General features: G+C 47.7%; 24 protein-coding genes. 7 read left to right on the top strand and 17 right to left on the bottom strand.

Annotated elements, in window-relative coordinates:
• The first annotated feature begins 21 nt into the window (after nucleotides 1-21).
• Genes ABD880_RS01030 through ABD880_RS01010 form a run of 5 tightly spaced genes read left to right on the top strand, consistent with a single transcriptional unit; the run spans nucleotide 22 to nucleotide 3,765 of the window.
• Complete coding sequence (locus ABD880_RS01030) at nucleotides 22-450, top strand: thioredoxin family protein (RefSeq protein ID WP_345161432.1); 429 nt, start codon at nucleotides 22-24, stop codon at nucleotides 448-450.
• Nucleotides 450-1,409: an FAD:protein FMN transferase gene (locus tag ABD880_RS01025; RefSeq protein WP_345161430.1), complete on the top strand. Its 960-nt coding sequence runs from the start codon at nucleotides 450-452 to the stop codon at nucleotides 1,407-1,409. Before ABD880_RS01030 ends, ABD880_RS01025 begins: the two co-directional genes overlap by 1 nt.
• Complete coding sequence (locus ABD880_RS01020) at nucleotides 1,406-1,633, top strand: DUF4266 domain-containing protein (RefSeq protein ID WP_345161428.1); 228 nt, start codon at nucleotides 1,406-1,408, stop codon at nucleotides 1,631-1,633. Before ABD880_RS01025 ends, ABD880_RS01020 begins: the two co-directional genes overlap by 4 nt.
• An 11-nt stretch (nucleotides 1,634-1,644) precedes the next feature.
• The gene (locus ABD880_RS01015; protein WP_345161426.1) at nucleotides 1,645-2,856 is read left to right on the top strand and encodes a DUF3570 domain-containing protein; all 1,212 of its coding nucleotides are present in this window, start codon (nucleotides 1,645-1,647) and stop codon (nucleotides 2,854-2,856) included.
• A 48-nt stretch (nucleotides 2,857-2,904) separates the two neighbouring features.
• On the top strand, nucleotides 2,905-3,765 hold the full coding sequence (locus ABD880_RS01010; protein WP_345161424.1) for a phosphatase PAP2 family protein: 861 nt from the start codon (nucleotides 2,905-2,907) through the stop codon (nucleotides 3,763-3,765).
• A gap of 587 nt (nucleotides 3,766-4,352) precedes the next feature.
• Here the strand turns inward: ABD880_RS01010 and ABD880_RS01005 are convergent.
• Genes ABD880_RS01005 through ABD880_RS00985 form a run of 5 tightly spaced genes read right to left on the bottom strand, consistent with a single transcriptional unit; the run spans nucleotide 4,353 to nucleotide 12,474 of the window.
• A complete protein-coding gene (locus tag ABD880_RS01005) occupies nucleotides 4,353-5,504 on the bottom strand; it encodes a DUF4268 domain-containing protein (protein WP_345161422.1) in 1,152 nt (383 codons plus the stop codon).
• Nucleotides 5,505-5,562: 58 nt separating this feature from the next.
• Entirely contained in the window at nucleotides 5,563-8,439 is a 2,877-nt protein-coding gene (locus ABD880_RS01000) for a type I restriction endonuclease subunit R (RefSeq protein WP_345161420.1), read from the bottom strand.
• A complete protein-coding gene (locus ABD880_RS00995) occupies nucleotides 8,439-9,638 on the bottom strand; it encodes a PDDEXK-like family protein (RefSeq protein ID WP_345161418.1) in 1,200 nt (399 codons plus the stop codon). The genes ABD880_RS01000 and ABD880_RS00995 overlap by 1 nt, the downstream gene beginning before the upstream one ends.
• A 4-nt stretch (nucleotides 9,639-9,642) precedes the next feature.
• On the bottom strand, nucleotides 9,643-10,896 hold the full coding sequence (locus ABD880_RS00990) for a restriction endonuclease subunit S (RefSeq protein WP_345161416.1): 1,254 nt from the start codon (nucleotides 10,894-10,896) through the stop codon (nucleotides 9,643-9,645).
• A complete protein-coding gene (locus ABD880_RS00985) occupies nucleotides 10,897-12,474 on the bottom strand; it encodes a type I restriction-modification system subunit M (protein WP_345161413.1) in 1,578 nt (525 codons plus the stop codon).
• 507 nt (nucleotides 12,475-12,981) lie between these two features.
• Here ABD880_RS00985 and ABD880_RS00980 point away from each other — a divergent pair.
• Together ABD880_RS00980 and ABD880_RS00975 are read left to right on the top strand one after the other, a co-directional pair.
• The gene (locus ABD880_RS00980; RefSeq protein ID WP_345161411.1) at nucleotides 12,982-13,434 is read left to right on the top strand and encodes a LexA family protein; all 453 of its coding nucleotides are present in this window, start codon (nucleotides 12,982-12,984) and stop codon (nucleotides 13,432-13,434) included.
• Between the two features lie 4 nt (nucleotides 13,435-13,438).
• Nucleotides 13,439-14,707, top strand: coding sequence for a Y-family DNA polymerase (locus ABD880_RS00975; RefSeq protein WP_345161409.1), 1,269 nt, complete (start codon nucleotides 13,439-13,441; stop codon nucleotides 14,705-14,707).
• Nucleotides 14,708-14,892: 185 nt separating this feature from the next.
• On the opposite strand, the gene ABD880_RS00970 is transcribed toward ABD880_RS00975, so the two are convergent.
• The 12 genes from ABD880_RS00970 to ypfJ all read right to left on the bottom strand — a co-directional run bounded on the left by ABD880_RS00970 (nucleotide 14,893) and on the right by ypfJ (nucleotide 23,924).
• Complete coding sequence (locus ABD880_RS00970) at nucleotides 14,893-16,041, bottom strand: hypothetical protein (protein WP_345161407.1); 1,149 nt, start codon at nucleotides 16,039-16,041, stop codon at nucleotides 14,893-14,895.
• A 12-nt stretch (nucleotides 16,042-16,053) separates the two neighbouring features.
• Nucleotides 16,054-16,335 carry a hypothetical protein gene (locus ABD880_RS00965; RefSeq protein WP_345161405.1) on the bottom strand — a complete coding sequence of 94 codons (282 nt, stop codon included), beginning with the start codon at nucleotides 16,333-16,335 and terminating at the stop codon, nucleotides 16,054-16,056.
• Between the two features lie 14 nt (nucleotides 16,336-16,349).
• Nucleotides 16,350-16,898 carry a hypothetical protein gene (locus ABD880_RS00960; RefSeq protein WP_345161403.1) on the bottom strand — a complete coding sequence of 183 codons (549 nt, stop codon included), beginning with the start codon at nucleotides 16,896-16,898 and terminating at the stop codon, nucleotides 16,350-16,352.
• Between the two features lie 330 nt (nucleotides 16,899-17,228).
• On the bottom strand, nucleotides 17,229-17,381 hold the full coding sequence (locus ABD880_RS00955) for a hypothetical protein (RefSeq protein ID WP_345161401.1): 153 nt from the start codon (nucleotides 17,379-17,381) through the stop codon (nucleotides 17,229-17,231).
• 760 nt (nucleotides 17,382-18,141) lie between these two features.
• Nucleotides 18,142-18,360 (bottom strand): hypothetical protein, encoded by a 219-nt coding sequence (locus ABD880_RS00950; protein WP_345161399.1) that lies wholly within the window; start codon nucleotides 18,358-18,360, stop codon nucleotides 18,142-18,144.
• Nucleotides 18,332-18,682, bottom strand: coding sequence for a hypothetical protein (locus ABD880_RS00945; RefSeq protein WP_345161397.1), 351 nt, complete (start codon nucleotides 18,680-18,682; stop codon nucleotides 18,332-18,334). The genes ABD880_RS00950 and ABD880_RS00945 overlap by 29 nt, the downstream gene beginning before the upstream one ends.
• Nucleotides 18,683-18,990: 308 nt before the next feature.
• Nucleotides 18,991-20,106 carry an AAA family ATPase gene (locus ABD880_RS00940; protein WP_345161395.1) on the bottom strand — a complete coding sequence of 372 codons (1,116 nt, stop codon included), beginning with the start codon at nucleotides 20,104-20,106 and terminating at the stop codon, nucleotides 18,991-18,993.
• A gap of 33 nt (nucleotides 20,107-20,139) precedes the next feature.
• The gene (locus ABD880_RS00935; protein ID WP_345161393.1) at nucleotides 20,140-20,490 is read right to left on the bottom strand and encodes a hypothetical protein; all 351 of its coding nucleotides are present in this window, start codon (nucleotides 20,488-20,490) and stop codon (nucleotides 20,140-20,142) included.
• Entirely contained in the window at nucleotides 20,483-20,812 is a 330-nt protein-coding gene (locus ABD880_RS00930) for a helix-turn-helix domain-containing protein (protein ID WP_345161391.1), read from the bottom strand. Before ABD880_RS00930 ends, ABD880_RS00935 begins: the two co-directional genes overlap by 8 nt.
• A 2-nt stretch (nucleotides 20,813-20,814) precedes the next feature.
• On the bottom strand, nucleotides 20,815-21,105 hold the full coding sequence (locus tag ABD880_RS00925; RefSeq protein ID WP_345161389.1) for a helix-turn-helix domain-containing protein: 291 nt from the start codon (nucleotides 21,103-21,105) through the stop codon (nucleotides 20,815-20,817).
• Nucleotides 21,106-21,523: 418 nt separating this feature from the next.
• A complete protein-coding gene (locus ABD880_RS00920) occupies nucleotides 21,524-22,648 on the bottom strand; it encodes a tyrosine-type recombinase/integrase (protein ID WP_345161387.1) in 1,125 nt (374 codons plus the stop codon).
• A gap of 382 nt (nucleotides 22,649-23,030) precedes the next feature.
• Entirely contained in the window at nucleotides 23,031-23,924 is an 894-nt protein-coding gene (gene ypfJ, locus ABD880_RS00915) for a KPN_02809 family neutral zinc metallopeptidase (protein ID WP_345161385.1), read from the bottom strand.
• Nucleotides 23,925-24,061 lie beyond the last annotated feature (137 nt).

Below are 24,061 nucleotides of genomic sequence, written 5' to 3'. Positions count from 1 at the left end.
TACTGCTAACCTGATAAAATTATGAAACTCCTATTTGTATTCCTGAGCGCCTGGCTTCTGTCCGGCAATCCTACCTGGTTGAAAAACCTAGACCAGGCCAAAAAGCTGTCGCATGACAAGCATACCTACATCCTTCTTAACTTCTCAGGCTCTGACTGGTGCGGCCCGTGCATAAAGCTTGAAAAGCAGATTTTTGAGAATCCGGAGTTCCAGGAGTTCGCATCTGAGAATTTGGTGCTGCTGAACGCAGACTTCCCAAGGTTGAAGAAGAACCAGCTGGACAAGGCACAGATGGGCCTCAATGAAAAACTAGCCGAACAGTATAACAAAAGCGGTATTTTTCCTTTAACATTGCTCTTAGACGAAAACGGCAAAGTGGTGAAGAAATGGGAAGGCATTCCCGCCAAAGACGCCCCGGCCTTTATAGCCCAACTGAAATCTGCTAAATAATGACCTCCTCGGATTCCCCATTGGCCCCTGCACCCCAGTTGTTTAGACGGGTCCAGAAGCTGATGGGGAATCGGTTTGAGTTGACGGTGGCCAGCGGCAGCCAACAGGAGGCAGATAGCGTCATTGACGCCGCCATTGCCGAGATCCAGCGCATTGAAAAGCTGCTCACCACCTTCTCAGACACCAGCGAGACCCACCAGATTAACGCCATGGCCGGCCTTGCGCCCGTCATCCCCTCCCCTGAGGTCTACGACCTCATCTACCGTTCCATCCGCATCTCTGACCTCACCCAAGGGGCCTTTGACATCACCTACGGTAGCGTAGACAAAAGCCTCTGGAACTTTGACACCGCCATGACGACCCTGCCTTCTAAAGAAGTAGCCCAGGCATCCGTGCGGCTGGTCAATTATAAAAACGTACTGCTTGAACCAGAAAAAAGAAGCGTACTCTTAATGCACAAAGGCATGCGCATTGGCTTTGGCGGCATTGGCAAAGGGTACGCCGCTGAACGCGCCAAGCAGATCTTGCAACAGCTGGGCGTCCAAAGCGGCATTGTAAACGCCGCGGGTGACTTGACTGCCTGGGGCCATCAGCCTAATGGGCAGCCCTGGACCATTGGCATAGCAGACCCTAACGCCAAGCATCAGCCTTTCTCGCAACTCAACATCTCTGACATGGCCGTGGCCACTTCTGGCAATTATGAGAAGTTTGCCGTCATTGACGGTAAAAAATACAGCCACACCATTAATCCAAAAACCGGATTGCCCGTTACAGGTATTAAGAGCGTCACCATTCTCTGCCCCAACGCAGAATTGGCAGATGCCATGGCCACGCCCGTCATGGTAATGGGCGTAAAAGTGGGCCTGGAACTCATCAACCAGATGAGGGACATAGCCTGCCTAGTGGTGGATGATGATAACCGTGTACACTGCTCAAAAAATATAAGGGTGACCGCATGAATAATAACACCAGGCTTTTTGCAAGGCTCCTACTACTCTTTTCGGCGGGGAGCCTTTTTTCGTGCCAGACGGTGCAGGAATACAACAAAATGTATTTGAATGACGCCGAAATGGTATTGAGCGCCCGCAAGGTGCAGAAGACGGAGTTGAATTTCTTGCTGTACCGCGAGGGTGCTTCTGGAGCCAACGGCGGCAAGACGGGCGGTGGTTGCGGCTGTAACTAAAACTTAAAAAGATGCAGAAGATCTATTTGCACGCCTCGCTCTTTTTTCTCTCCATTCTCAGCTCTTTTGGGCAGGTCACTCAACAAGACAGCACGGCCTTTAAAAGCCGCAAACTCAAGACCCAGGAAATCAACTTCGTGTCCAGCTACTACACCCAGGACGGCAACAACTCTGCCGTGACCGGCGGCATAGGCACCGAAGAGCTCACCGACATTGCCACCGTCTTTGACATCACCATGGCCCGCGGCGATGCCCGAAACCGACTGCACTCTTATAGGCTGGAGGTTGGGTTCGACCATTACTCTTCGGCGTCTTCAGACTTGATAGACCCTACCACAATTTCCTCTGCCTCGGCCAGAGACAACCGCATCTACCCTTCTCTGTCATGGGCCATGCAGGACGACGTGAAAGGGTATACCATAGGCGCGGGACTGTCAGTTTCTACCGAATATGATTATTTCTCCAAAGGGGTGAACGTGAACTTCGCTAAATTCTCTAAGGACCGCAGCCGCGAGGTGGGCTTGTCCCTGGGCGCTTTCCTGGACTCCTGGAGCATGATATACCCCATTGAACTGAGGACCCTGGAAACGCCTTCGGGGCCGGTTGACAACCCAGACGCCGGCGGCACTAATCCGCGCAACTCCTACAATGCTTCTGTCTCTTTGGCTCAGGTCATCAATAAACGCTTACAGGCGTCGGCTATGCTGGATTTGGCGTACCAAACGGGACAGTTGGCCACGCCCTACCAACGGGTGTATTTTACGGACAATTCTGTGAACGTAGAAAAACTGCCTGACACGCGTTTTAAAATTCCGGTAGGCATCAGGCTAAACTACTTCGCCACGGACCGCATCCTGGTCAAGACTTTTTACCGCTTCTACACAGATGACTGGGGCATCACCGCGCATACCGCTGAGGTAGAGTTACCCTACAAGCTGACGCCTTTCCTGTCTGTGTCCCCGTTCTACCGGTACTACACCCAGTCTGCGGCAGACTACTTTGCGCCCTACAAAGAACATGACCGTCAGAACGAATTCTACACCAGCGACTATGACCTGTCTGAGTTTGTGAGCCATCTCTTTGGCCTGAACCTACGCTACAACTCAGCCGATGGCATCTTGGGCATCAAGAAACTGAATACCCTAGAGCTACGGTATGACCATTACAACCGAGACACAGGATTGGTGGCAGATGCCATAGCCTTGGCAATTACTTTAAAGTAAGGGAACTCCTTAATCATCAAGGACTAATAATTAAACTGGCCAACCAATATGAAATTGTTTAGCGCACAGATAATCCTATTGCTTTTATTGTCAGGAAGGTCGTTTGGCCAGTCCATACCAACCAATGGGGAGACAAAGCCAGCAACTTCAGTAGATTCACTGGCATTATCATCCGCGCACCTGGATTCACTGGCTCCTGACAAGCACAAACCTAAAAGCATACATGCGCTTAAGGTAACAGGTTTGGTGCTTGGTGGTGGGGCGCTTTGGACGGCCACGTATGCATGGGTGGACGAGCCGCTTCAGAAATACATGCAAAGCCATCGAACTCAGCCGGTAGATTTGTTCGCAAAGGCAGTAGAACCGCTTGGCCGACATAGACTGCTACTGCCCGTCTCCGGCACAGTGGCGGTGGTGGGGCTTGCCCTAAGAAATGCCAACTTACAGAAGGTGGGGTTTGTTTCTATGGGCAGCCTGCTAATTAGTGGCGGTGCCACGGGCCTTCTAAAAAACTATGTGCACCGCTACCGGCCCAGCAGTACCAACGAAAACCATTTTTATGACTGGGGTATGGAAGTGTCAGACAACACCTCCTTCCCCTCCTCGCATACCACTGTGGCCTTCGCCTTGGCCACCTCAGTTTCTTCCGTGTATGGCAGTAAACAATGGGTGGTCTCACCTTTGGCCTACGGCTTGGCTACGCTGGTGGGAATCTCCCGCATCAACGACAACGCCCATTGGGCTACCGATGTGATGGCGGGTGCAGCCCTTGGTTATCTGTCTGCCAAAGGCTCTTTGCTGTTGTACAACCTGGCGGAACGAAAACTATCTAAGGGAAAAAGTAAACTAACCGCGGTTCCTCTCCTAGGGCATGACACATCCTCTGTCTACTTCTCTTTGACTTTCTGACCAGAGCCATGTTTTTGTTTAGGTAAATGGTCGTACCAGCAGGAGCCTTCAACCTAGTAGAAGCAGAAAAAGGAGAGTTCCTGGTAACGGGTGTACAGTCTATGGATCAAAACCATAAATTTGCCCACAATGGTTGCCATGCTTACATTGGAGAGCCTAGTCAACTTTCTGTGATTGCTCGCTAACAGCCTTTGCAAGGCGTATTTCTACGCCTTATCTAGAAGAGGCCACCTCGGGAGGGTGGCCTCTTTATTTTATATAAAATGAAGAAATGCCTTCCCACTTTTATGAGTTTATCTTCCTATAACGGAGGATATGTTTAATCAGAAAGTGACCTATTACAATCTCCAAGTCTTCTTAAAGTTTTCAGTTGGGGAAATCAGTTATAACTCCCACCCTGCTTACAAATACCCCAGAATCAGCGGTGGACCCTGGAATCATTATTATATATTACTCTGGCTAAACCTTTACTAAATGGAGTTACAAAAGCCAGCTTATTTTTCATCATGGAAATTAATCCCAAAGCTAGGGCGTTGCCCAAAGTAAACTAGTTTCAGAATAGACACTTAGACCTAGGTTTAATTGCTTCAAACTGTTGAAGGCAATGCATGTAAATTCTGCGTAGAAACCTGAGAGGCCACTTGTGATAGTTGTTTCTTTAATGCCTTTTCAAGACGCACCATTGCATCAACCAAAAAGGATATTATCTCAGGCCATTGGCTCTTTTCAAAATAATTAAGGCCTTCTTTTTTGAATTCAATCCTGCTGGACTTTCTGCCGTCTAGTGTATCCCATATAAGTACTTCTCCAAAGGCTTTCTCAATCTCGTCCCTGCGCGTTAACATCATAAGGAAAAGGGCATCATTCTCTGCCTTGCTTTCCTTTGTGAAGTTCAGCATCACAGATGCTGACTGCCAGGTAATATTAAATGAATACGGACAGCTCCGCATTCCAGATCCTGCTGAGAGCCAATGGTCTTTAGTTGCGTTGATGTTTTGGAATAGAGAGGTTCTTTTGTTAATCTCAGGTAAGAGTTGCAACCAGAACTCCTTCCTCAGATCATGGCGATGACTGCTTGTCTGGCGGACCTGGGCCAAGTCCTGCGCCTTCTTGGCCAATCGGATTGTGTAGTCCTCAGCATCGCGCAATGGAATAATCTGCTCGACATTCAAGAGAGCTTTTTCCCCCATCTTATAGGGAGTCACACGATGGCACTGTAGCTTGATACCATAATTCAAAAGCCATAACACAGTGGATGTCACCTCTTTCCTAAATCTGGCAGCGACTAAGACTATTCTCAAGCTATTCTCCTGGTTTAGCTTTTGCTCATAATCGTCATCGTTTTCAAAGAATGTATGAAGCTTTTCAATTGCTTGCTCCCCGGGAAAGTACTTTTCTAAATACCCTTGGTAGATTTGGATGATATCAGTTCCACTCAATGTGGAGCAATAGGAGGCATATTTCAACGCTTGCCAAACAACGTCCCTCCCTGAATCATCTAGTTTATTCTCAATCACCACAAGGTTGTACTGTTTATCCAAGGCCAAAAGGTCCAAGCGCTCTGACGTGTCGTCAAAGCCACTGAACTCCTTTTGGATGATAAGAAAGTCCTCGCCTAGGGTTTCTGGGTTTTTAGCAAGCCATTCCTGCAAATGATATCTCTCAGAATATTGTAAGTCAGTAAAAGTAACCTGGTCTACTTTTGAGAGGCTATTGGTATCTGGATTTATTAAGTACATGTCTTTTATAAATGCTTAAGAAATAGATTTTTCACTTAATATATCTACTAATAATAAACTAAACTCTGACGCCCATGCCGTTAATGAAAGTATCCACATAACCTACCACCTTATCCAGTACCCGTTCATAAACTGCCTTCCTTTGCAATAATGATGGCTTTACCTCCACCATGTCAATTACATCATCCCGTAGCGGCTTACGTTCTGTGAACAGGTAATTACCTAACAGAGCTTGCAGTTTCATGGGGTCAAGTTTTTCTTCCTGACTGATGGCGGCTAATGCTTTTTGCTGTTCCTGGGCCCAGAAGGTTTCAAAGGCTTCGGGCACTTCGTCGGCGTCTTCAATGTGGGGGAGGTTCTCTTCTATGAACTTCTCAATCAGCTCGCGTTTGCTGCGGAGGGTGGCCTCGCCGGTGAGCATGTCCAGGATGGCTTTCTTCTGCTTTTGCTGGTCTTCAGGCGTGGCACCATTTAGTTTGGCCAGCAACTTGAGGATGTAGGCGACATTAATCTCATCGCGGTGTATGAGCTCCAGCTCAAAGTCCACATCGTTCAAAATGGACTCCTTCTCTTTGGCGGTGCCGGTCTTTACTTTGTCATAGAGGTCCAGGTACTTGCTCTTGTAGTCCTCGAAACGCTGCTCGGCCATGGACAGGTCCTCGAAGCTGAAGTCGGCGAAGGTGGTGAGCACGTTCTTTAGGCGCATGAGCTCCCTAAAGGCTTTCACGAATTCCAGTTCCTCGTCCTCGCTGGGCAGGGAGTCTACGCTTTTGACAGTGGGCGCAATCTTCAATAAGTCCAGGCAAGCCTCGTTAAACTTGGCCACATAGACTTCATATGGCTCTAAGATGATAGCTTCAATGTCTTCTTTCGCATTGTTATTAGAGAATAGCGCGATGGCATCATCGGTCGCTTGCTTGAGGTTCCGGAACACGATGATGTTGCCGTGCGACTTCTGCTCGGTGTACAGGCGGTTGGTGCGGCTGTAGGCCTGAATGAGCCCGTGGTATTTCAGGTTCTTGTCTACATAGAGCGTGTTGAGCGGCGGACTGTCAAAGCCGGTAAGGTACATGTTCACCACCAGCAGGAGGTCTATCTCTTTCTTCTTTACCCGCTTAGAGATGTCATTGTAGTAGTTGTAGAAACTCTGGCTGTCTTTGGTAGAGAATTTAGTATTGAACAGGGTATTATAATCTGTGATGAACGCGTCCAGCTTCTCGCGGGTGTGGCTATTGGCAGTATAGGGAGCGGCCGGGTCAGCGGCCATAGATAGACCGTCCTCTTCATAGTCTGGCAAGATGCCGTTGGCGCCTTTGTCTTCCTCGTTGTCTGTGAAGCTGAAGATGGTAGCTATTTTGAGGTTGTGCTTGCCTTCGTCTTTGCGCTTTTTGAAAAGCTCATAGTACCGGATGAGCACGTCTACGCTACTCACGCAGAACATACCGGTAAGGCTGCGGCTGTGGGTTTTGCGGGCATGGTTCTCCAGAATATAATCCGCTATTTTCTCCAGGCGCTGCGGTGATTCCAGCAGTTCTTTGGTGTCTATGTCCTCTACCTCAATGTCAATGTTGGTAGTACTACCTTCCTTCTCTTTGTAGCGGCCAATGTACTCCACACTGAACTTTAGCACGTTCTCGTCTTTGATGGCATCAGTGATGAGGTACTTGTGCAGACACTCGTCAAAGAGTTCTTTGGTGGTGCGCTTGCCTAGCTCATTCTTCACGGCATTCTCAGCAAAGATGGGTGTGCCGGTAAAGCCAAACATCTGCGCCTGGGGGAAGAACTTCTTGATGCGGTTGTGGGTCTCCCCGAACTGGCTACGGTGGCACTCGTCAAAGATGAAGACGATGCGTTCTTCCTGTAGTTTTTCCATTTTAGGCAAAAACCGCAGTTTACTGATGGCCGTGTTGAGCTTCTGGATGGTGGTGACAATAAGTTTGGTGTTGCCCGAAAGCTGGTTCACCAGCGCCTTGGTGTCATCGGTGCCGTCTACGCTTCCCGCCGAGAAGCTGTTGAATTCTTGGCTGGTATGAAAATCAAGGTCTTTGCGGTCTACCACATACACCACTTTATTCACCTTGGGTAGCTGCATGAGAGTCTGGCTGGCCTTGAACGAGGTAAGCGTTTTGCCCGAGCCGGTGGTATGCCAGATGTAGCCGTTCTTGTCTGTGTTCTTCACGCGGTCAATGATAGCCTCGGTGGCGTAATATTGGTATGGCCTGAGCACCATGAGTACCTTGTGCGTTTCATTGAGCACAATGTACTTGGTCAACATCTTAGACAGGTGGCAAGGCTCCAGGAAAGCTTTGGTGAAGGCCTCTAGCTGCGTGATGAGCTTGTTTTCCTTGTTTGCCCAGTAGAAGGTCTGCTTAAAGGTCTGGTGCTTGTTGTTGGCGTAGTACTTGGTGTTAACCCCATTGCTGATGACAAACAGCTGCACGTACTGGAACAAAGCATGGGAAGACCCAAAGGAGTGCCGCTGGTAGCGGTTTACCTGGTTGAACGCCTCCTTCAGTTCCAGGCCTCGGCGCTTGAGCTCTACCTGCACCAAAGGCAGGCCGTTCACCAGCAGTGTGACGTCATAGCGGTTTTTGTACGCGCCTGCCATGCTTACCTGATGCGTTACCTGGAACTGGTTCTGGCACCAGTGCTCCTGCTGAATGAACTCCAGGTAGATACTCTCGCCGTTGTCTTTGGTGAGTTGCATCTTGTCTCGCAGGATTTTGGCCCGGTCAAAGACAACGCCCTTGTTCAGGTGGTTGAGCACGCGCCCGAATTCCTTATCGGTGAGGGTGACTTGGTTGTGCTTCTCCAGCTGGCTCTTCAGGTTCTTCAGTAAAGCGGTCTCGTCTTTGATAGCTACAAAGGCATAGCCCAGCTCCTGCAACTGCTTTACCAAATTATCTTCCAGTACCTGCTCCGGTTGTGTGCCCATTATTTTACTGACGTTAAAAAGTCATGTAATGGTTTATCATTGAGTTGAAGATAAGCTTCAACTTCAGAAACTATATGGTTAACAAGCTCCTCCTTAAAGGCACTATCTGAATGAAGCTTTTGAAGGGTTTCAGGATTTGCTAAATTCATACTAAACTGTTCATAATTAGGTATCTCTGACAGGTTATACCAATTATTTGTAAAGCGTTCACTTTTAATGGTATACTCGTTTTTCTTACCGTTCAAACTGTACACACCTAAAAAGAGGGCTCCACCCTTGTGACCTTGGCCACTGAAAGACTCTACCCCAAAAAACATATTGCTTTTTTCAAGCCCATCATATTTTATCCATATTTGGGAGTAGTACTTATCAGCCGGATGTCCAGGATATACCACATATTTAGGGTCAAGTACTTCTTTTAGTTTAGTAATGACTGCTTGTCTTAATTTTTCTTTAATGGCACCACTAACCTTTGCAAAATTTTCAGATATGTAAGCAGCTTCCCTAATATGGGTGAGCATTAAATCATTCAGCTTGTTTTGATGGCTTTTGTCCATTATAGAGGTTAGTTTCTGAATAAGAATCTTGTATTGTTTTATGGTTTCCCGAAGTATAGGATGGTCAACAGACTCCTTTAAACAGGCTGTCATCCATTCATGAACCTGCTCCTTGTATGAAATAACTTGAAAGTCTTGACCACTTTTAAGCTCGCCACAACTAGAGCTAGAAGGTTCTGTTCCTTTAAGTGTGAGGTAATATACTTTATTAGTACCCTTCTTAAAATTACAGTATCGTTCTACTTGGGCATTCTGGTCACCAGCGTCAATTTTATTCTCTATTGATATGGAATATCCTTTTTTATCACAGATATAAATATCAATTCTGCCTCCCGTTTTTGCCACATCATTTATTGTTCCGATATGATGCTCTACCTTAACTTGTGCATTTGAAGTATCTAAGTCCTTATCACCAATTACTTTCAGAAAAAGCTTTAAGAATATACTTCCCTTCAAGTGAGTGCCTTTGGGATTCAATAATTCGGCTAAGAAAGCTGAATGCGTCTTATTCTCTCTACGCTCCAAACTAAGGACAGAGAAAACATTGAAGGTCTCTCCTCGTGCGGCTTTTAACTCGCGTTGATGACTAATGATAGTTTTAGAATGGCCTAGAAGATGGTTTAAGTTTTCTGTTGTTACCATATTTTTATACAAACATCTGCTGTAACAAGGCCTTCTTGAACAGCTTGGCTTGTTCCAGTTTGGTCGTTACTAATTCTATTTTATTATCAATAGCAGACAAAAATGCAGCAATCTTTAGTTGCTCAGATTCCGAAGGCCTTGGTAGCTCAATGTCATTAAAGAACTCAACCACACTCATATTAAGCAAGCCGTGATTACGAGCACCTTCTTGGGCTATTTTTTGTAATTCACTATTTAGGTAACCACTATTAAAGTACTGCTCATAATATGCTTCAGAACTTCCATCTTTGATTTTGAAACAGATGTATAAAGTTGAAACAACACCTTTGTCATACTTTGTTAGCCTCTTTATTGCACCCATAGGATAGCCTTTTGAGTAACTTTTATTATATGCAAAGTCACCTTTATGTAACAAGTAGTAACCAGTTACATTTTCAGCTGAAACAGATTTATTAAAGTAGTCTTCTTGATTGACTAAGCCTTGCTGCGCCGAAATAGTTAAGACATTCTTATTGTTCTTTGCATTTTTGGTCTTTACCCGTTCAAAAACCTGTCCTAGCTTCTTCTCTTCCCATTCTGGAAAATCCTGCCTATTTTCATCCTTGAAGCGAATCTGCTGAGAGAAGATTTGCTGCATCACCCCTTTCATATACTTCTCTAACAGGTCTTTCTTTTTGGCAAGCTGCTGTGTTTTATCATCAACAGAAGTAAGGAATGATGCTATTTTATCTTGTTCTAATAAAGAAGGGAGATTTACGCTGCACTTTCCAATTTCGCCTAAATTAATTTTTTTTGGGAAGGCTACATGAATTGTTCTTTTATAAAGCTCTTTTTGAAAAAAAGAAGATTTTATATATTGGTCAATAAACCTATTATTTGCTGCTTCTGATTTTTTAATTACTGCAACATTTACATAAAAAGAAGCTTTTACGTCCCAATCAAAGTATTTAGAGGTACCAACATCTCCAACTCTTGTCATCAAGATATCTCCTTTCTCTAATTTTACTCTTTTACACTCCCTCTCATATACCTCTTCAGAAATCTTTTTACAATTCTCGAAGTCATTTGCTGTTATTTGCTCAACACTATAAAATGGGATTCCAGTTTCTGTATATATTGGAGTTTGGTGGGTACCATCATAAATCTTCGTAAAAGAACCCAGTTGATTTTTTTTCCATTCAGCTTTAAAATCAGGGAACCGTAACATTGGCACTTTCTTCACCTCTGTTATTAATTCTACTACTTCTGCTTCCATCATTTAAAAAGGTTTAGTAATTCCCAACTCCTCACAAAAACCAGCAATAATGCTGTCTGTCTGTTGCATTTCTTCTTCCAGTTCAAATAGGGAGTTTGCTATTTCCTGCAAGTCTGTTGCTTCTTCCTCGGCAAAAGTGTCCACGTAGCGCGGAATGTTCAGGTTATAGCCATTCTCCTTTACCTCGCTCAAAGGGGCTACATAGCTATATTTATTTTCAGGGTAGCGCTCACGGTAGGTAGAAATAATCTTCTCAATATCCTCTACCCGCAAATAGTTCTGCGTTTTCTCCTTGCCATAATGCTGGCTGGCATTTATGAAAAGAATATTATCAGCTTGCTCGCGGCATTTCTTAAGCACCAAAATACAGGTTGGTATAGAAGTACCGTAGAAGATGTTGGCCGGCAAGCCAATCACAGCATCTAAGTAGTTTCGGTCTTCAATAAGATACTGTCGGATGTGCCCTTCGGCACCGCCCCTGAACAGCGCGCCATGTGGCAATACCAGTGCCATAGTTCCGTTCTCGGCCAAGTGATGCACCATGTGCTGCACAAATGCGAAATCTGCTTTGGAACCTGGAGCTAGCTTGCCGTACTGGCTGAAGCGGTCATCAGACATATGCAAAGGGTTAGCACTCCACTGCGCCGAAAAAGGCGGATTAGCCACAATGGCCTCAAACTCCTGCCCCAGGTGCTGCGGGTGCTCCAGGGTATCGTCCTGCCTGATGTCAAACTTCTGGAAGTGCACGTCATGCAGAATCATGTTCATGCGGGCCAGGTTGTAGGTGGTGCGGTTCAGCTCCTGTCCGTAGAACTTGGAAACCTCCTGCACCTCTTTGGCAACACGCAACAATAGCGAGCCCGAGCCGCAGGTAGGGTCATACACAGATTTTAGCTTGGTCTTGCCCGTGGTCACCAGCTTAGCTAGCACTTTAGACACTTCCTGCGGCGTGTAGAACTCACCGGCCTTCTTGCCCGCCCCACTCGCGAACTGCCCAATTAGGTACTCATAGGCATCGCCCAGCACATCGGCCTCGGTTTCTTCCAGCTTGAAGTCAATCTTGTCCAGGTGACCCAGCACTTTGGCTATAAGTTCATTCTTGGCGGCCTCGGTACGGCCCAGCTTGGTAGAAGTCAGGTCCAAATCCTCGAACAGCTTGTTGAAGTCATCTTCGCTCTCAGTGCCCATGGTGCTCTGCTCAATGTGCTTGAGCACCTGCGTGAGCTCGTCCAGGATAAAGTTGCTGGCGCCTTCTTCCTTGTTGTCAGAGTTGCCTTTCTTCGCCATCTCACTAAACAGCTCAGACGGCTTCAGGAAGTAGCCCAGGCTATGCACCGCCTCTTCCTTAATAGCCTCCAGGTACTCTTGCCCTTCTTCGGTGGTCTCGTCTATGTCATGGTAGGTAAGGCCGTCCTCCGTCAGGATTTTGTTGGCGTACAGCTCCATCTTCTCAGACAGGTACTTGTAGAAGATAAAGCCTAATATATAATCCCGGAACTCATCGGCGTCCATTTTGCCGCGCAGGGTATTAGCTATGTTCCAGAGTTGCTGTTCCAGTTGTTTCTTGTTGTTTTCAGACATGCGGGTGATGGGTAATGAAAGGGCGCTGTGGTACTTGATACCAGATTAACCTTACAAGTTAGAGGAAGAAAATGAAATCCTTTATTCGAGCTTCTCTATTGTGAACTTGTCGTTGGCCAAAAAATTTTTAATTCGGCTCATAATCAATGCAATACCCTATTTAATCTTAGAATTAATTTTAAAGTTGTAAAGACCTTATTTTACATGCATATACCGTATGGGAAAGCTATTTAGAAGTATTTATAGTTCTGTGGTTTTCTAAGTCTAAATAAAGTTATCTAAAGCTTTTTGGGCAGTAAGGTAGAGTACAGATATTTTTACTATGGCCTTAATGGGATAGCCTTAAGGCATTGGATGGCAATTTCTTGTGCAGAGTTTAGTACTCTTGGTAGCGTCTTGATACTTGGTCCTATTAATAATCTGACATTTATATTTACTAGTATTTTTAGCCAAATTTATAGCTTTTGCTAATATTGTTCGTAAAATGCGACTTTAAAGCAAGAACGCATGGAGGCAACTGTCATCCCACTACACCCGATTGAGGAGCACCGGTTCCTAGTCATCATAGACCAAGGAAATACGCTGCCGCTCTTCACCACCACCGTCAGGGCCGGCTTCCCCAGCCCCGCGTCAGACTACGGCTCCGAGCCGATCGACCTCAACACCTACGCCTCGAACCACCCCGCCTCCACTTTCCTAGTAGAAGTAGTAGGTGACTCAATGACTGGTGCTGGCATCCTCCCAGGGGACTTGGCCATCGTGAACAAAGACATAAAGCCTTTCAGCGGGAATATCGTGATGGCCTTCGTGGACGGGGGCTTTACCATCAAGCGGCTGAGGATAGAAAAAGAAGCCACCTACCTAGACTCTGAGAACCCAACCTACCAGCCCATCAGAATAGACTCCCCTGAGCAGGGCATGTTCTGGGGCGTGGTGGTGGGCATTCACCGTAAGCTGTAGGGCCATGACCAGCCTCTTTGCCCTAGTGGACTGCAACAACTTCTACGCCTCCTGCGAGCGCGTCTTTCAGCCCCAGCTCAACGGTAAGCCAATTGTGGTGCTCTCCAACAACGACGGCTGCGTGATCGCCCGCAGCAACGAGGCCAAAGCCTGCGGCATCCAGATGGGCGCTCCGCTGTTCGAGATAAAGGACGCCATTGCCTTCCACGGGATTCACGTGTTCTCCAGCAACTATGAGCTGTACGGGGACATGAGCCGGCGCGTGGTGCTGGTGCTCTCTGAGTACTCCCCCCATGTGGAGGTCTACAGCATCGACGAGTCCTTCCTGGACCTGGGCAACTTCCTGGACGTCGATATTGAGAAGTACGCCCGCGCCATCTGGGAGCGGGTGCCCCGGGCGACGGGCATCCCGGTGGCCGTGGGCGTGGCCCGGACCAAGACTCTGGCCAAGCTGGCGAACCGGGTGGCCAAGAAATCAAAGAAGGCGAACGGGATGCTGGTGCTGACGGATCCCAAACACATAGAGGCGGCACTGAAGGCGACGGAGATAGGCGACGTGTGGGGTATCGGCCGGCGCTACGCCAGGAAGCTTTCCCAGTTCGGCGTAAACACCGCCTATGACCTGACCAGGCAGACAGACAGTTTCATCAAAAAGCACCTGACCATCTTGGGCCTCAGAACCGTGAAGGAACTTAGGGGGGAGCCGTGCCTGGATCTGGAGACGATGCCACCCGCGAAGCAGAACATCTGCACCTCCCGCAGCTTCGGGGAGGCATTGACTGAGTTGAGCGATATTGAGGAGGCGCTGAGCACCCACGCCGTGCGCTGTGCCTTTAAGCTGAGGAAGCAGAAGAGCTGCGCCATGGCCTTCACTGTCTTTCTGGAAACGAGCCGGTTCGGGCAGGATAGCCAGATGTACTTCAACAGCCGCACGGTGAGACTGGACAGCCCCAGCAGCAGTGAGCTGGTGATTTTGCCCGCCGCCTTGGAAGCGCTAAGAGTCATCTTTCGTGAAGGCTTCCGCTACAAGAAGACCGGCGTCATCGTCTCCGGTATCTGCCCGGCCAACCAGGTGCAACAGAGCCTCTTTGAGCCGGACACCAGACAGAGGGATTCTAACTTAATGAAGACGCTGGACGGGCTTAGGGAGCGCTACGGGTTCAAGTCAGTGTTCTATGGGGTGCAGGGCACCAGCGGCAAATGGCAGATGCAGAACAGCAACCTCTCGCCATGCTACACCACCAAATTGAAAGACTTATTAAAGGCTAACTAGCAATTGTCATCCACTTGGTTGGCAATCATCATCACACTGGGAACGCTTGTTTGGGGTCTGGTATATATGGGGCTAAAGGTTTGATTAGAGTCGTAGAATGCCTTTCAGGAAAGCGCGTGCGAAAAAAAGCCACGGTTTTCCGTAGCTTTATATGATTAGTTTACAAGATGTTAGAGCAGGTTTTGTTACTTGTTTTCCCCGTCCTCTTTAATAGAATATTTATCCAATAATAGCTGTTTATCCTCGGTTGAAAGCAACTTGTAATTGGCATTGGCCACGGCGGTAGCCTGTCTCAAGCCCTTTGATAATTCATCGGCGGCCACCCATTCTTTGTACTCATCTGGATCAACCCCGTCCTCTTCATCTACATCAGGGAAGGGAGGCAACATCAGCTTGACAGAGTTTCCCTTAACGATGTGATCGGTTATGATCCTTGTGATTTCAGCTGCCTTCTTCTCAACCCCCGTTTTTTCTATCTTCTTATCCTTTTTTAACCGTTCCGCATGCTGTTCCAAGGCTTTGTTGTATACCGACTCTTTCACATTTTCAAGCATTAGCTTCTCTCTCTCTGCCTCATTGGCGATAAGCTTCTGGTTACCCATGTAACTTTCAATTATCTGCTTGCCGAGTCCCTTTTTATAGGCCAGATACAACCCATATACAGTCATTCCCGTCTGGACCAAGCTTGCAAGATCAACCGCAATGTCAAAGTTCAGGTTTAAAACCACATCTATTGATCCGTTTTGGATCTCAGCTATTTCAATATCCTTTGGCGGGTCTGATTGCAGAAGCGTGTGGTAAACCAGCAGGGCTCTGTTCCAACGGTGGAGTACCTTGGAAAACTCCTTGAGACTCCCTGTCGACTGCAGGTCTTTGAATATAAGCGAGATCAGAGCGTGTTGCTCATCCAAAGCCAGTGACTCGTCTACAGCGTTGGAATATTTCTTGAAGAAGTTTTTTACAACATTTAGCTCCGTGATGTTCACCTCCATTTTTTGATTGAGGGAGGTGATTGTGCCGTAAAGCTTATTATAATAGGATGCAGCGTCCAGAGTTGCATCAGAGTTTATATCTTCAATCTGAGCAAGGAAGTCGGTTTCTGTAAACGGCTCGGAATCCTTTAAAATAAGCTTCAATTCCGTAGGAAGGGAGTTGTTCATCGCTTGCATCCAATGACGCTCAATTGCAATTGAGACCTCTGTCATGAATTTTATATTCCTGTTTTGAGGCTGTTGCAAGGCGTTTATGAAGTCAACCAGGTCTCTTTTAAAGCCTGATTTAGTGACTAGCTCTTCAAACAGGTTTATCTTTTGTAAAATGCTTTCAACATTCATGGAGGAGTGGATTTATTCGGGTAAGGAGTTTATTTCAGAAAGGAACATGGTAACGGCGGCATACGCTGTATAGACGGCATCATCCCCTTGGGCTTTTAATGCTTGGTCTTCAGCATAATAAAGCTCTCTTTCTGCGCGGCGTATGGAACCGGGCACCGTCTCCTCAATGCTTTCAATAAGATGTTTGGTTGTCTTTATCTGGTCCAGCACTGGGCGCGGGTCAGTCTGTTTTACTGCACGCATCTCCTCCTGGCACAGCAATAACTGCTGGAGCTGCTTTATTTTCGTTTCCATGGTCGGGTTGGGACTTAGGTAGTTGCAGGTGTTTTTACAAATGCACTTTGCGCTTTGAAAAACTTCTCTACCTCTTTGCGGTCCTTGTACTTGCAAGAAAATACGATCACCTCCTCCGGTCCATTAGAGTTGTGTTTGATGGAAATCATCAAGTCGGGCATTTCGCCTTTCACCTCTTTTGTGCCTATTCCGCTCATCCCGCCAACGACAGCACCCACCGGCCCCAGAAGCAAACCGCCCACAATGGAGCGGCCGATGACAGACTTTTCTTTCTGCACCTTGATCTGCTCTTTGTCTTCCAGGGAGATTTCAGTGATGTTAGACGTTAGAAGCGGAACAGAGTGCCACTTAAGATTTCTGGCCATCTCTATTTGTAAGCCGTTGGGCCTTTGCATAATGTTGATTAATGCACCAGCCTCAGTAAAAAGTTTCCCATCCAACAAGGTGTCAAAAGCTGGGATGCCATAGACATACCCAACCGTGTTCACCAGCCTTGTTGGATTCCAAAAGCTCTCTTTCCCCAATACACTATTGATTTCATCTTTAGTAAATATTCTATTCATGCGATTATTTGTTTTTTAATAGGTGGATAATTTACTCTTTTCCCTTTATCTGCTGGAAAAGTCCATCATGCGGCATCTTACACATCTCTAAATCAAACTGAAGCCTGATTACATCCTCATCGTCTGCTCTATAGCCAGTGTTAATCAATAATAAGAAGGCTGTAAGAAAAGATCAAAATTTGCTGGTTGCGGCTATCTTCCAGATGCAACAGGCATCATCTGCATTTGTCTTAAGTGCTTAGCTTCCTTCTCCTGTTTTCAAGTTGCTCCACTTGCTGGAAGATAGGGGCGTTGTGCCTAGCCACTTTGCCGGGCATGGTGAAAGGTCTATCAGCGCCTAGATGCCAAGGCCACCAGCTTGGTCCAAAATAGGATCTGGACGGCTATTTTGCCAAGATAGATGTAGCGCGCGCCGAAGAGCAGGAAGAACAGATAGGCAGAACCAGTTGATTTGGTCTGAGAGAGTAAATAATGCTTGTTCATAAAGGGTTTGGTATAAGTTAGATGAGTTTAATATTTCATATCCTCAATATTGAAAAGGTAAGTATTAATTCAATACTATTTTGGTAGGCAAGCTCAGTTTATAAAATGACCAGCATCGGTAGCTGTTTCAGCTCTAACTCCTCTTCACCGTACGGCACTTCCAGGTTCTTGTCAAATAAGGCCCAATAGACACTGGCTTTAATAGCGTTGTAGCTTTATTAACTTTATTTAAGAAAGGAAGCTTATATGTTGAAACTATTTTATGAATTGGCGAATACAGTAATTTGATTATGATATGAAGATTCCATGTATCCTTGTAATGCATTATTCAAGAAAGTTGGTTGCCTTAAAGAAAAGTAGGTTAACATACAGCCTTAATTCTTCCTCTGAAAGATCAAATGGCTCTATCGTATAACGTGAGCAATAAGATGATGAAAACTTCATGCGCGTCGGTTCCAATGGGGTTGTTAAACTCACTGGCCAAGTCAACATCAGTTCTTTGTATTGAGGCCTGCTAAGCTTGCCTAAGACGTGCTTTCTAATTACTGATTGTTTAGTTATTTTCTATTTTTCAAGGGTCATTATTGTCGATTTGTGTTCGGTTTGCTACCAAGTCCAACTGTGCTTCCTAAAAAGGAACTGTAACTTTCTCAGTTAGAAAATCGAACTTAGAAATTTGCTAGAAAAACCAAGTCCAATTCCTAACTGTGCCTTATAAAAAAATTAAGGCAGGTAAGTACAAGTTGATTAAGTAAATACTTTAGTGTTTTTTTCTCGCCTGGTCCTCTTTCTTTAAAAGGGTCAGGACCAGGCAAAGAACAAAAAAAGCCAAAAGCAGGAAGAGTAGTAAAACCAAAAATCCTGATCCATTATCCTTATGTACAACTGGCGGCAAGGACGCCAATGGTAGCAAATCCCCGAACTGACCGATTTCCAATACTTCTCCCATCTTAACATCTTGTGATGGTAAATCGGCCATCTCCCAGCGGCTTTAGAGCCATATCATAGACGGAGATGCGCTGCCCCCCGTCTACCTTAAACACCTGGGTGAAGGCACTGAAATCGAAGCCGGCCCCGGCAAGATACTCCTGACTGTGGGTCGCACTCTTGGCCTCCCCAAGCAAGCGCAAAAGGATCGTCCGGTTCATGTCCAAGACCCTGTCCACTTCGCGTTTGGCATCACGCTTTCCCTGAGCGACCAGGTTGTTGTAGCGCACCTGGTTTTCCCGACTGGCGAAGCGCTGGTTGCGCCTGGCCGGGATGAACTCCTCCCCGGTGAGGGGATCCTGTCTTTTTTCCATAGTTTTTATGCTTTAAGTTGGTTCCCCAAACCTAAAGCTTAGGAATAGCCGCATCAGATCCTTCACACTTATTTTCTACCTCATTTTCAGTAGGTGGTGTTATGGTTATTTTAACCTATATCCAAGTGCATCTGGGATCAATCTCCGTCAAAGCAGATTAAAGTAATTCGTTATTGCTCTGACTTGGTTTTATATGGGATTTGCGTAAAGTGAGGCCTAAAAGGCATGCGGATCAGTCATAAAAAAATAGGTACAGGTGCAACGCGCCTATAAGGGCCATTGCACCTGTACCTATCGGTTAAAGACACCTAGTTGGGGATGACTATCGAGTAGAACTCGTTCCTCCCCCGCCTCTGCTTCTCCAGCCTTGGTCCTGTCACATTCGCGGAGATAAGCTGCCGGTTCCCCTCTTGCAAAAGCTCCTTCACCCGGGCCAGGGCGGTGGTCCTGCTGCAGTCGAACTCATCCATCACCAGCGAGAGCAAATCCCCGCTGGCAATGGGCTCCTTCAGATTAACCGAGAGGAATGATAGCAATGTCCCCTGGCTGAGCTTTGTTCTTCGGTCATCCTCCCCCTGCCGGATCAGCTCCTCCTCGGCCAACACCAGTTCGTGTCTGTCTGCATCAAAGCGCATGTACACGGGTGGCTGCTTGGCCATGACCCTGTTCTTGAGTGTCGTCACCTTTATCAGCTCAGTCTCCTTCCTTTTGCTGTCCTGCTCGAAGGCGATCTGCACCTGGGAGCTGGACTTGTTCATCAGCTCGGTGCCCACGTGCCCTCTGGGCTTGTCTCCCCCGGCCGGGTTCTCGTGGATCACGCAAACGAAGGTGATGTTGTGGTGGGAGATCTGCTGGTTCAGGAAATCCAGCAGGAGCATGCTGTCGTCGGGGTTGTTGAAGTTGGCCACGCAGTCCGTGATCACGTCCAACACCACCACCGTCTCCACGCCCGGCACCCTCTCCAGGTCTAAGGTCAGGTAGAGCTCAAGCGCCTGGTAGCGCCGGAGCCTGGGCACCTGGATGAGGGAGAAGAAATCGAACTCGGGCACCTCGTCCCCCATCCCGAAACCTGCCATGCGCTTAATCTGCTGGAGGGCGAACGGGAACTGGTCCCGCTCGTTCCTCTCCGTGTCCACGTACAGTACCCTGAACCGCTGGGCGGGCTCCACCCGGCTGAATCCGATGGAGTTCGGGGAATGGCCGGGCTCTCTGGCCAGCAGGGTGGCGCAGATCGCCTCCACCAGGCGGCTCTTGTGCACGCCCGTCTTTCCCTGGATGATGTTTATGGTGTTCGGGTAGATGATGCCCCGTTCTTGAAATAAAAGCAGAGGCTTTGCGAAGATGATCTCTCCTTTCACCCGTTCCCTCAGGCGCTCCCGGGAATTTCTCAGGAGCATAAGAGTCTGCAGCGAGTCGGGATCCATTGATGTGTTAACTTGTATCTGCATTGATTTGAATTAATATAAAGTGATGGTGAGGGTGGTTCTCCCGGCCTTGGACGGGACAAAGGCCACGCCCTTCCGCCTTATCTCCACAATGGCTCCGGTCAGCTCCGGATCTTCCATAAAGAGGGCATGGATTGTCAGTAGTTCCGATAAAAGGGACTGAGGCAGAAGGTGTCGCACAGACACGAGTTTCTGATGTAGCGATTCCAGCTCCCGCACATGGTTTATCCTTTTCTGCCTCACCTCCATCGGGTCATAGGTGCTCTTCAGGTATACCTCCAACCTTCTGCTGTGTAAGGCCACCATGGCTGCAGTACTCTCGACCAGCTGGCTGATCTGCAGCAGCGGGTTCTCATTATTCATCAGAGTGGCTGTTAGAGGGTGAAACCGTCTCTTTTCCGTCAGGCTTCCTTCTTCCAGCCTCTACCCAAGTGAGGAGTTCGCTCCTCCTGAAATAAAGACGGCGGGACTTCTTAAAGCAGGGGATCTCCTGCCTAGAGGTGAGCACATAGATGGTGGACTTGGCCAGGCCCAGCATCTGGGCGGCCTGCTCGATGGTGAGCAGCTCCTCGTGCAAACCGATTGCTTTAAGAAGCCCAGTCTCGGAGAGTACCCGGCGCAACTCCTCGCGCACGATCATCCGCAGCTCCTGTGTCTGGAGCTGGATCAGTCTAATCTCTTGCATGGCTAATTGCTTTTAGGTTTCCTCCCGTTGGACTGATGCTGGATTTCCTCAATGGTGCGGACGCGGTTGCTGAGCGCCCAGCGCTCAAGGTCTTCCCTATCAAAGAAAACCTTTTTCCCGGATGGTTTGGAGTGAGGGATGAGCCGCTGGCTTGTGAGGCTGTAGAGCATGGAATCGGATAGGCCAAGGTACTTCGAGGCCTCATCTACAGTAAGCACCTTTTTTGAAGATGCTGATTGAACCTTTAATAGAGCTTCAATCTGGGCAAGATAGTTGACGATTTTATTCATCATTAATAAGATTGCCGAAGGAAGCCGTGGAAATTGATATACTCAATAATCACGGCCTTCTTCATTTAACAAATAAATTAATGCCCTTTCTGATCGAATGTAGCCTTGCCCACTACAATTCACCGAATAGGGATAAGAACGTTGCATCATAATCACTGTTGCTATATGATCTGATTACGCATGCAATTTAAAGCTCATAAAGCTTATAACCAACCATACTAAACGTCGCCTAAATACAAAAGACAAGCTGTTTCCAATAAAAGCAAACTACCTATCAGTAAAGTGGTATTACCTGTAAATAAAGTGAAAAGAAATGGCCTAAAATATTTTTCCCGTAGACCGAAAATATTTCAGGGAATTACTAAAGTATGGTACTTTAAATGACCTTAACCCAATCTAAATTAAGATACTTCCACTTAAACTAGAAAACAATCTCGGGCAGCTTCTCTACTGCTTTTTCCTTGAGCGACTCAACCAATCTCACGTACTTCTGGGTCTCCACCAGGCTGGAGTGCCCGAGCAGGCCCGAGACCGAACGCACGTCCGCCCCGGAGATGAGCAGGTTCGTGCCGAAGGAGTGCCGGGCGCAGTGCCAGGTCACCTTCTTGCCAATTTTAGCCTTGTTGGCCCAGTTCTGCAGGTGCTTGGCGCAGGTCGTGCTGGAGGGCAGCTCGAACACCTTCCCGTTCGACTTTGTCTTCTCTCCCAAAAGTCTTATTGCCGTGCCGTTGAGGTTCACCACCACCTCCTTGGAGGTCTTCTGCTGTTTGAGCCGGATGACAGAGCCCGCGATGCACTTCCATTCCAGTGCCTGGATGTCGCAGAACCTGAGCCCCGTCACGCAGCTGAAGAGGAAGGCCCGCTTCACCTCTGGCAGGTAGCACTCCACGTTGGCCATCAGTTGGATCTCCTTCGTGGTGAGCACCTCCTTCTCGATGCCCTCGGCGTAGCGGTTCTCCACCTCCTCTGCCGGGTTGCGGTCGATCAGCCCGTCCTTCACCGCCTGCCTAAGCACCTTGCGGAACTTCTTGAAGTAGTTGTAGGGCGTGGAGCCGGAGCACTTGGCCTCAAGGTGGCTGCGGAACCTGGAGCAGAGCCTAACGGTCACCTCCGAGAAGGGTAGCGCGCCCGTCTCCCCCAGCATGGCCTTGAACTGCTTCCTCATCGCCTCCATCACCCTCAGGTCCTTCTTGGGGTAGGACTCTACGTACTCGTCCAGGTAGGCCAGGAAGTCCGCCCGGCGCTGGACCGAGGCCTTCACGATGAGGCTGTTCTTGGAGAGCTGTAGCTCCCTTTCAGAGCGGATGCGCTCGGCCAGCAGCTGGTTGTCCTTGTTCTGCTGCCGGTCTTTTGAAGTTTTTGCGCTTTCCATGAGGTGCAGACCCAGGAAGTCGTAGCGGCGCTTCCCGCCCTCGTTGTAGTCCAGGTAGAGCGTCTCGCCGCCCGCCGGTAGTCTGCGGGCGCGCAGCTTCACCAGTTTTCCCTTCACGACCACGCGCGTCTGGGATACCTTCCCCGCCTCGGCGGCGGGGCTTTTCTTTGCCATAGTTTTATTGGATTTTCAGAGGGTGCAACTAGCACGCACCAAACGTAGGAAAAGGGAATATGAGTAACAAATAAGTAACAGTTTTTATTTTAACACCTGTAAATATCCATAAACACCAGCAATAAAAACTCTATTTAAAAGCCATTTAGAGGGTTTTAATTACAAATAGTTACAAATATTTATATATTGTGTTCCCCTACGGACTACTAAAAAGCCGCTTCATGTACATGAAGCGGCTTTTTTCGTTTCTACCTTTTTGCTATCTGGTTTGGTTAATCAAACTACTATTTTTGAAAAAAAACATACTTATAAAAAGAGTAGTCAAATCTATTATACCATCCTTTCCTAGTGTTTTATCTGCCTTTGCTTATCTCCTGTAGTTTTATAAAACAGTGGCGTTAAAAGTATCTCCCTGTGACACGTCACCTGTCTCAAATCCTTTTTTAAACCATCTCACCCGTTGGGCAGAGGTACCGTGCGTGAAAGAGTCCGGCACTACCCGGCCGGTAGACCGTTGCTGCAAGCGGTCATCCCCAATGGCACTTGCCGCATTCAAGGCTTCCTCCAGGTCGCCGGGTTCCATGAATCCTGTGGAGCGCTGCGTATGGTGTGCCCAAACACCAGCATAAAAATCGGCCTGCAGCTCAACCCGAACCATGAGTTTGTTGAATTCCGTTTCGGATAACTTGCCGCGCATAGCGTTTACCTGATCCATGGTACCTGTAAGTTTCTGCACATGATGTCCAACCTCATGGCCCACCACATATGCCTGTGCAAAGTCTCCCTCGGCCCCAAGTTTGTGATCCATCTCCTCAAAAAAGCTCAGGTCAATGTACAACTTTTCATCGCCGGGACAGTAGAACGGGCCCGAGGCGGAAGAGGCCGTACCACAGGCCGAATTAACCTGGTCTGAAAACAGGACCAACGTGGGCTCCCTGTAACCTTGAATGAGCTTATTCCAGACGTCTTCAGTATCTGCCAGTACGATGGCGGTTTGTTCTGCTAAGGCCTGCTCTTCTGGGCTCTGCTGGGCGTTAGAGGATTGGGCATACTGCGGTTCACCGCCTACAAACTGCTGCAGTAACGCCAATGGGTTGGTACCTGTTAAAAAAAACACCAGCGCCAGAATGGCTACAATCACCAAACCTGCCTTAGAGAAAAGAAGCCGAATCAAAGGCAGAATGAGCATAGGACTAATACCCCTGCCCCCGCCTCCTGCTGACTGGCCTCTAAGGTCTTCAATATTGCTGCTTTTTCTTCTGCCTTGCCATTTCATGATAGTCAATTTTAATGAAGTGCATGATAACTATTGGGGAGCTTACCCCTGTCAAAGAAATATCCTCAATACACGAACAGTTTAACGATGAGCGGTTTTATTAGATGCATGATTTTTTAACAGAAAGCCTACGCCAA

It is taken from the genome of Nibribacter koreensis (assembly GCF_039541795.1).
In the GTDB taxonomy this organism is placed as follows: domain Bacteria; phylum Bacteroidota; class Bacteroidia; order Cytophagales; family Hymenobacteraceae; genus Nibribacter; species Nibribacter koreensis.
This window is presented reverse-complemented; position numbering and strand designations above follow the sequence as displayed.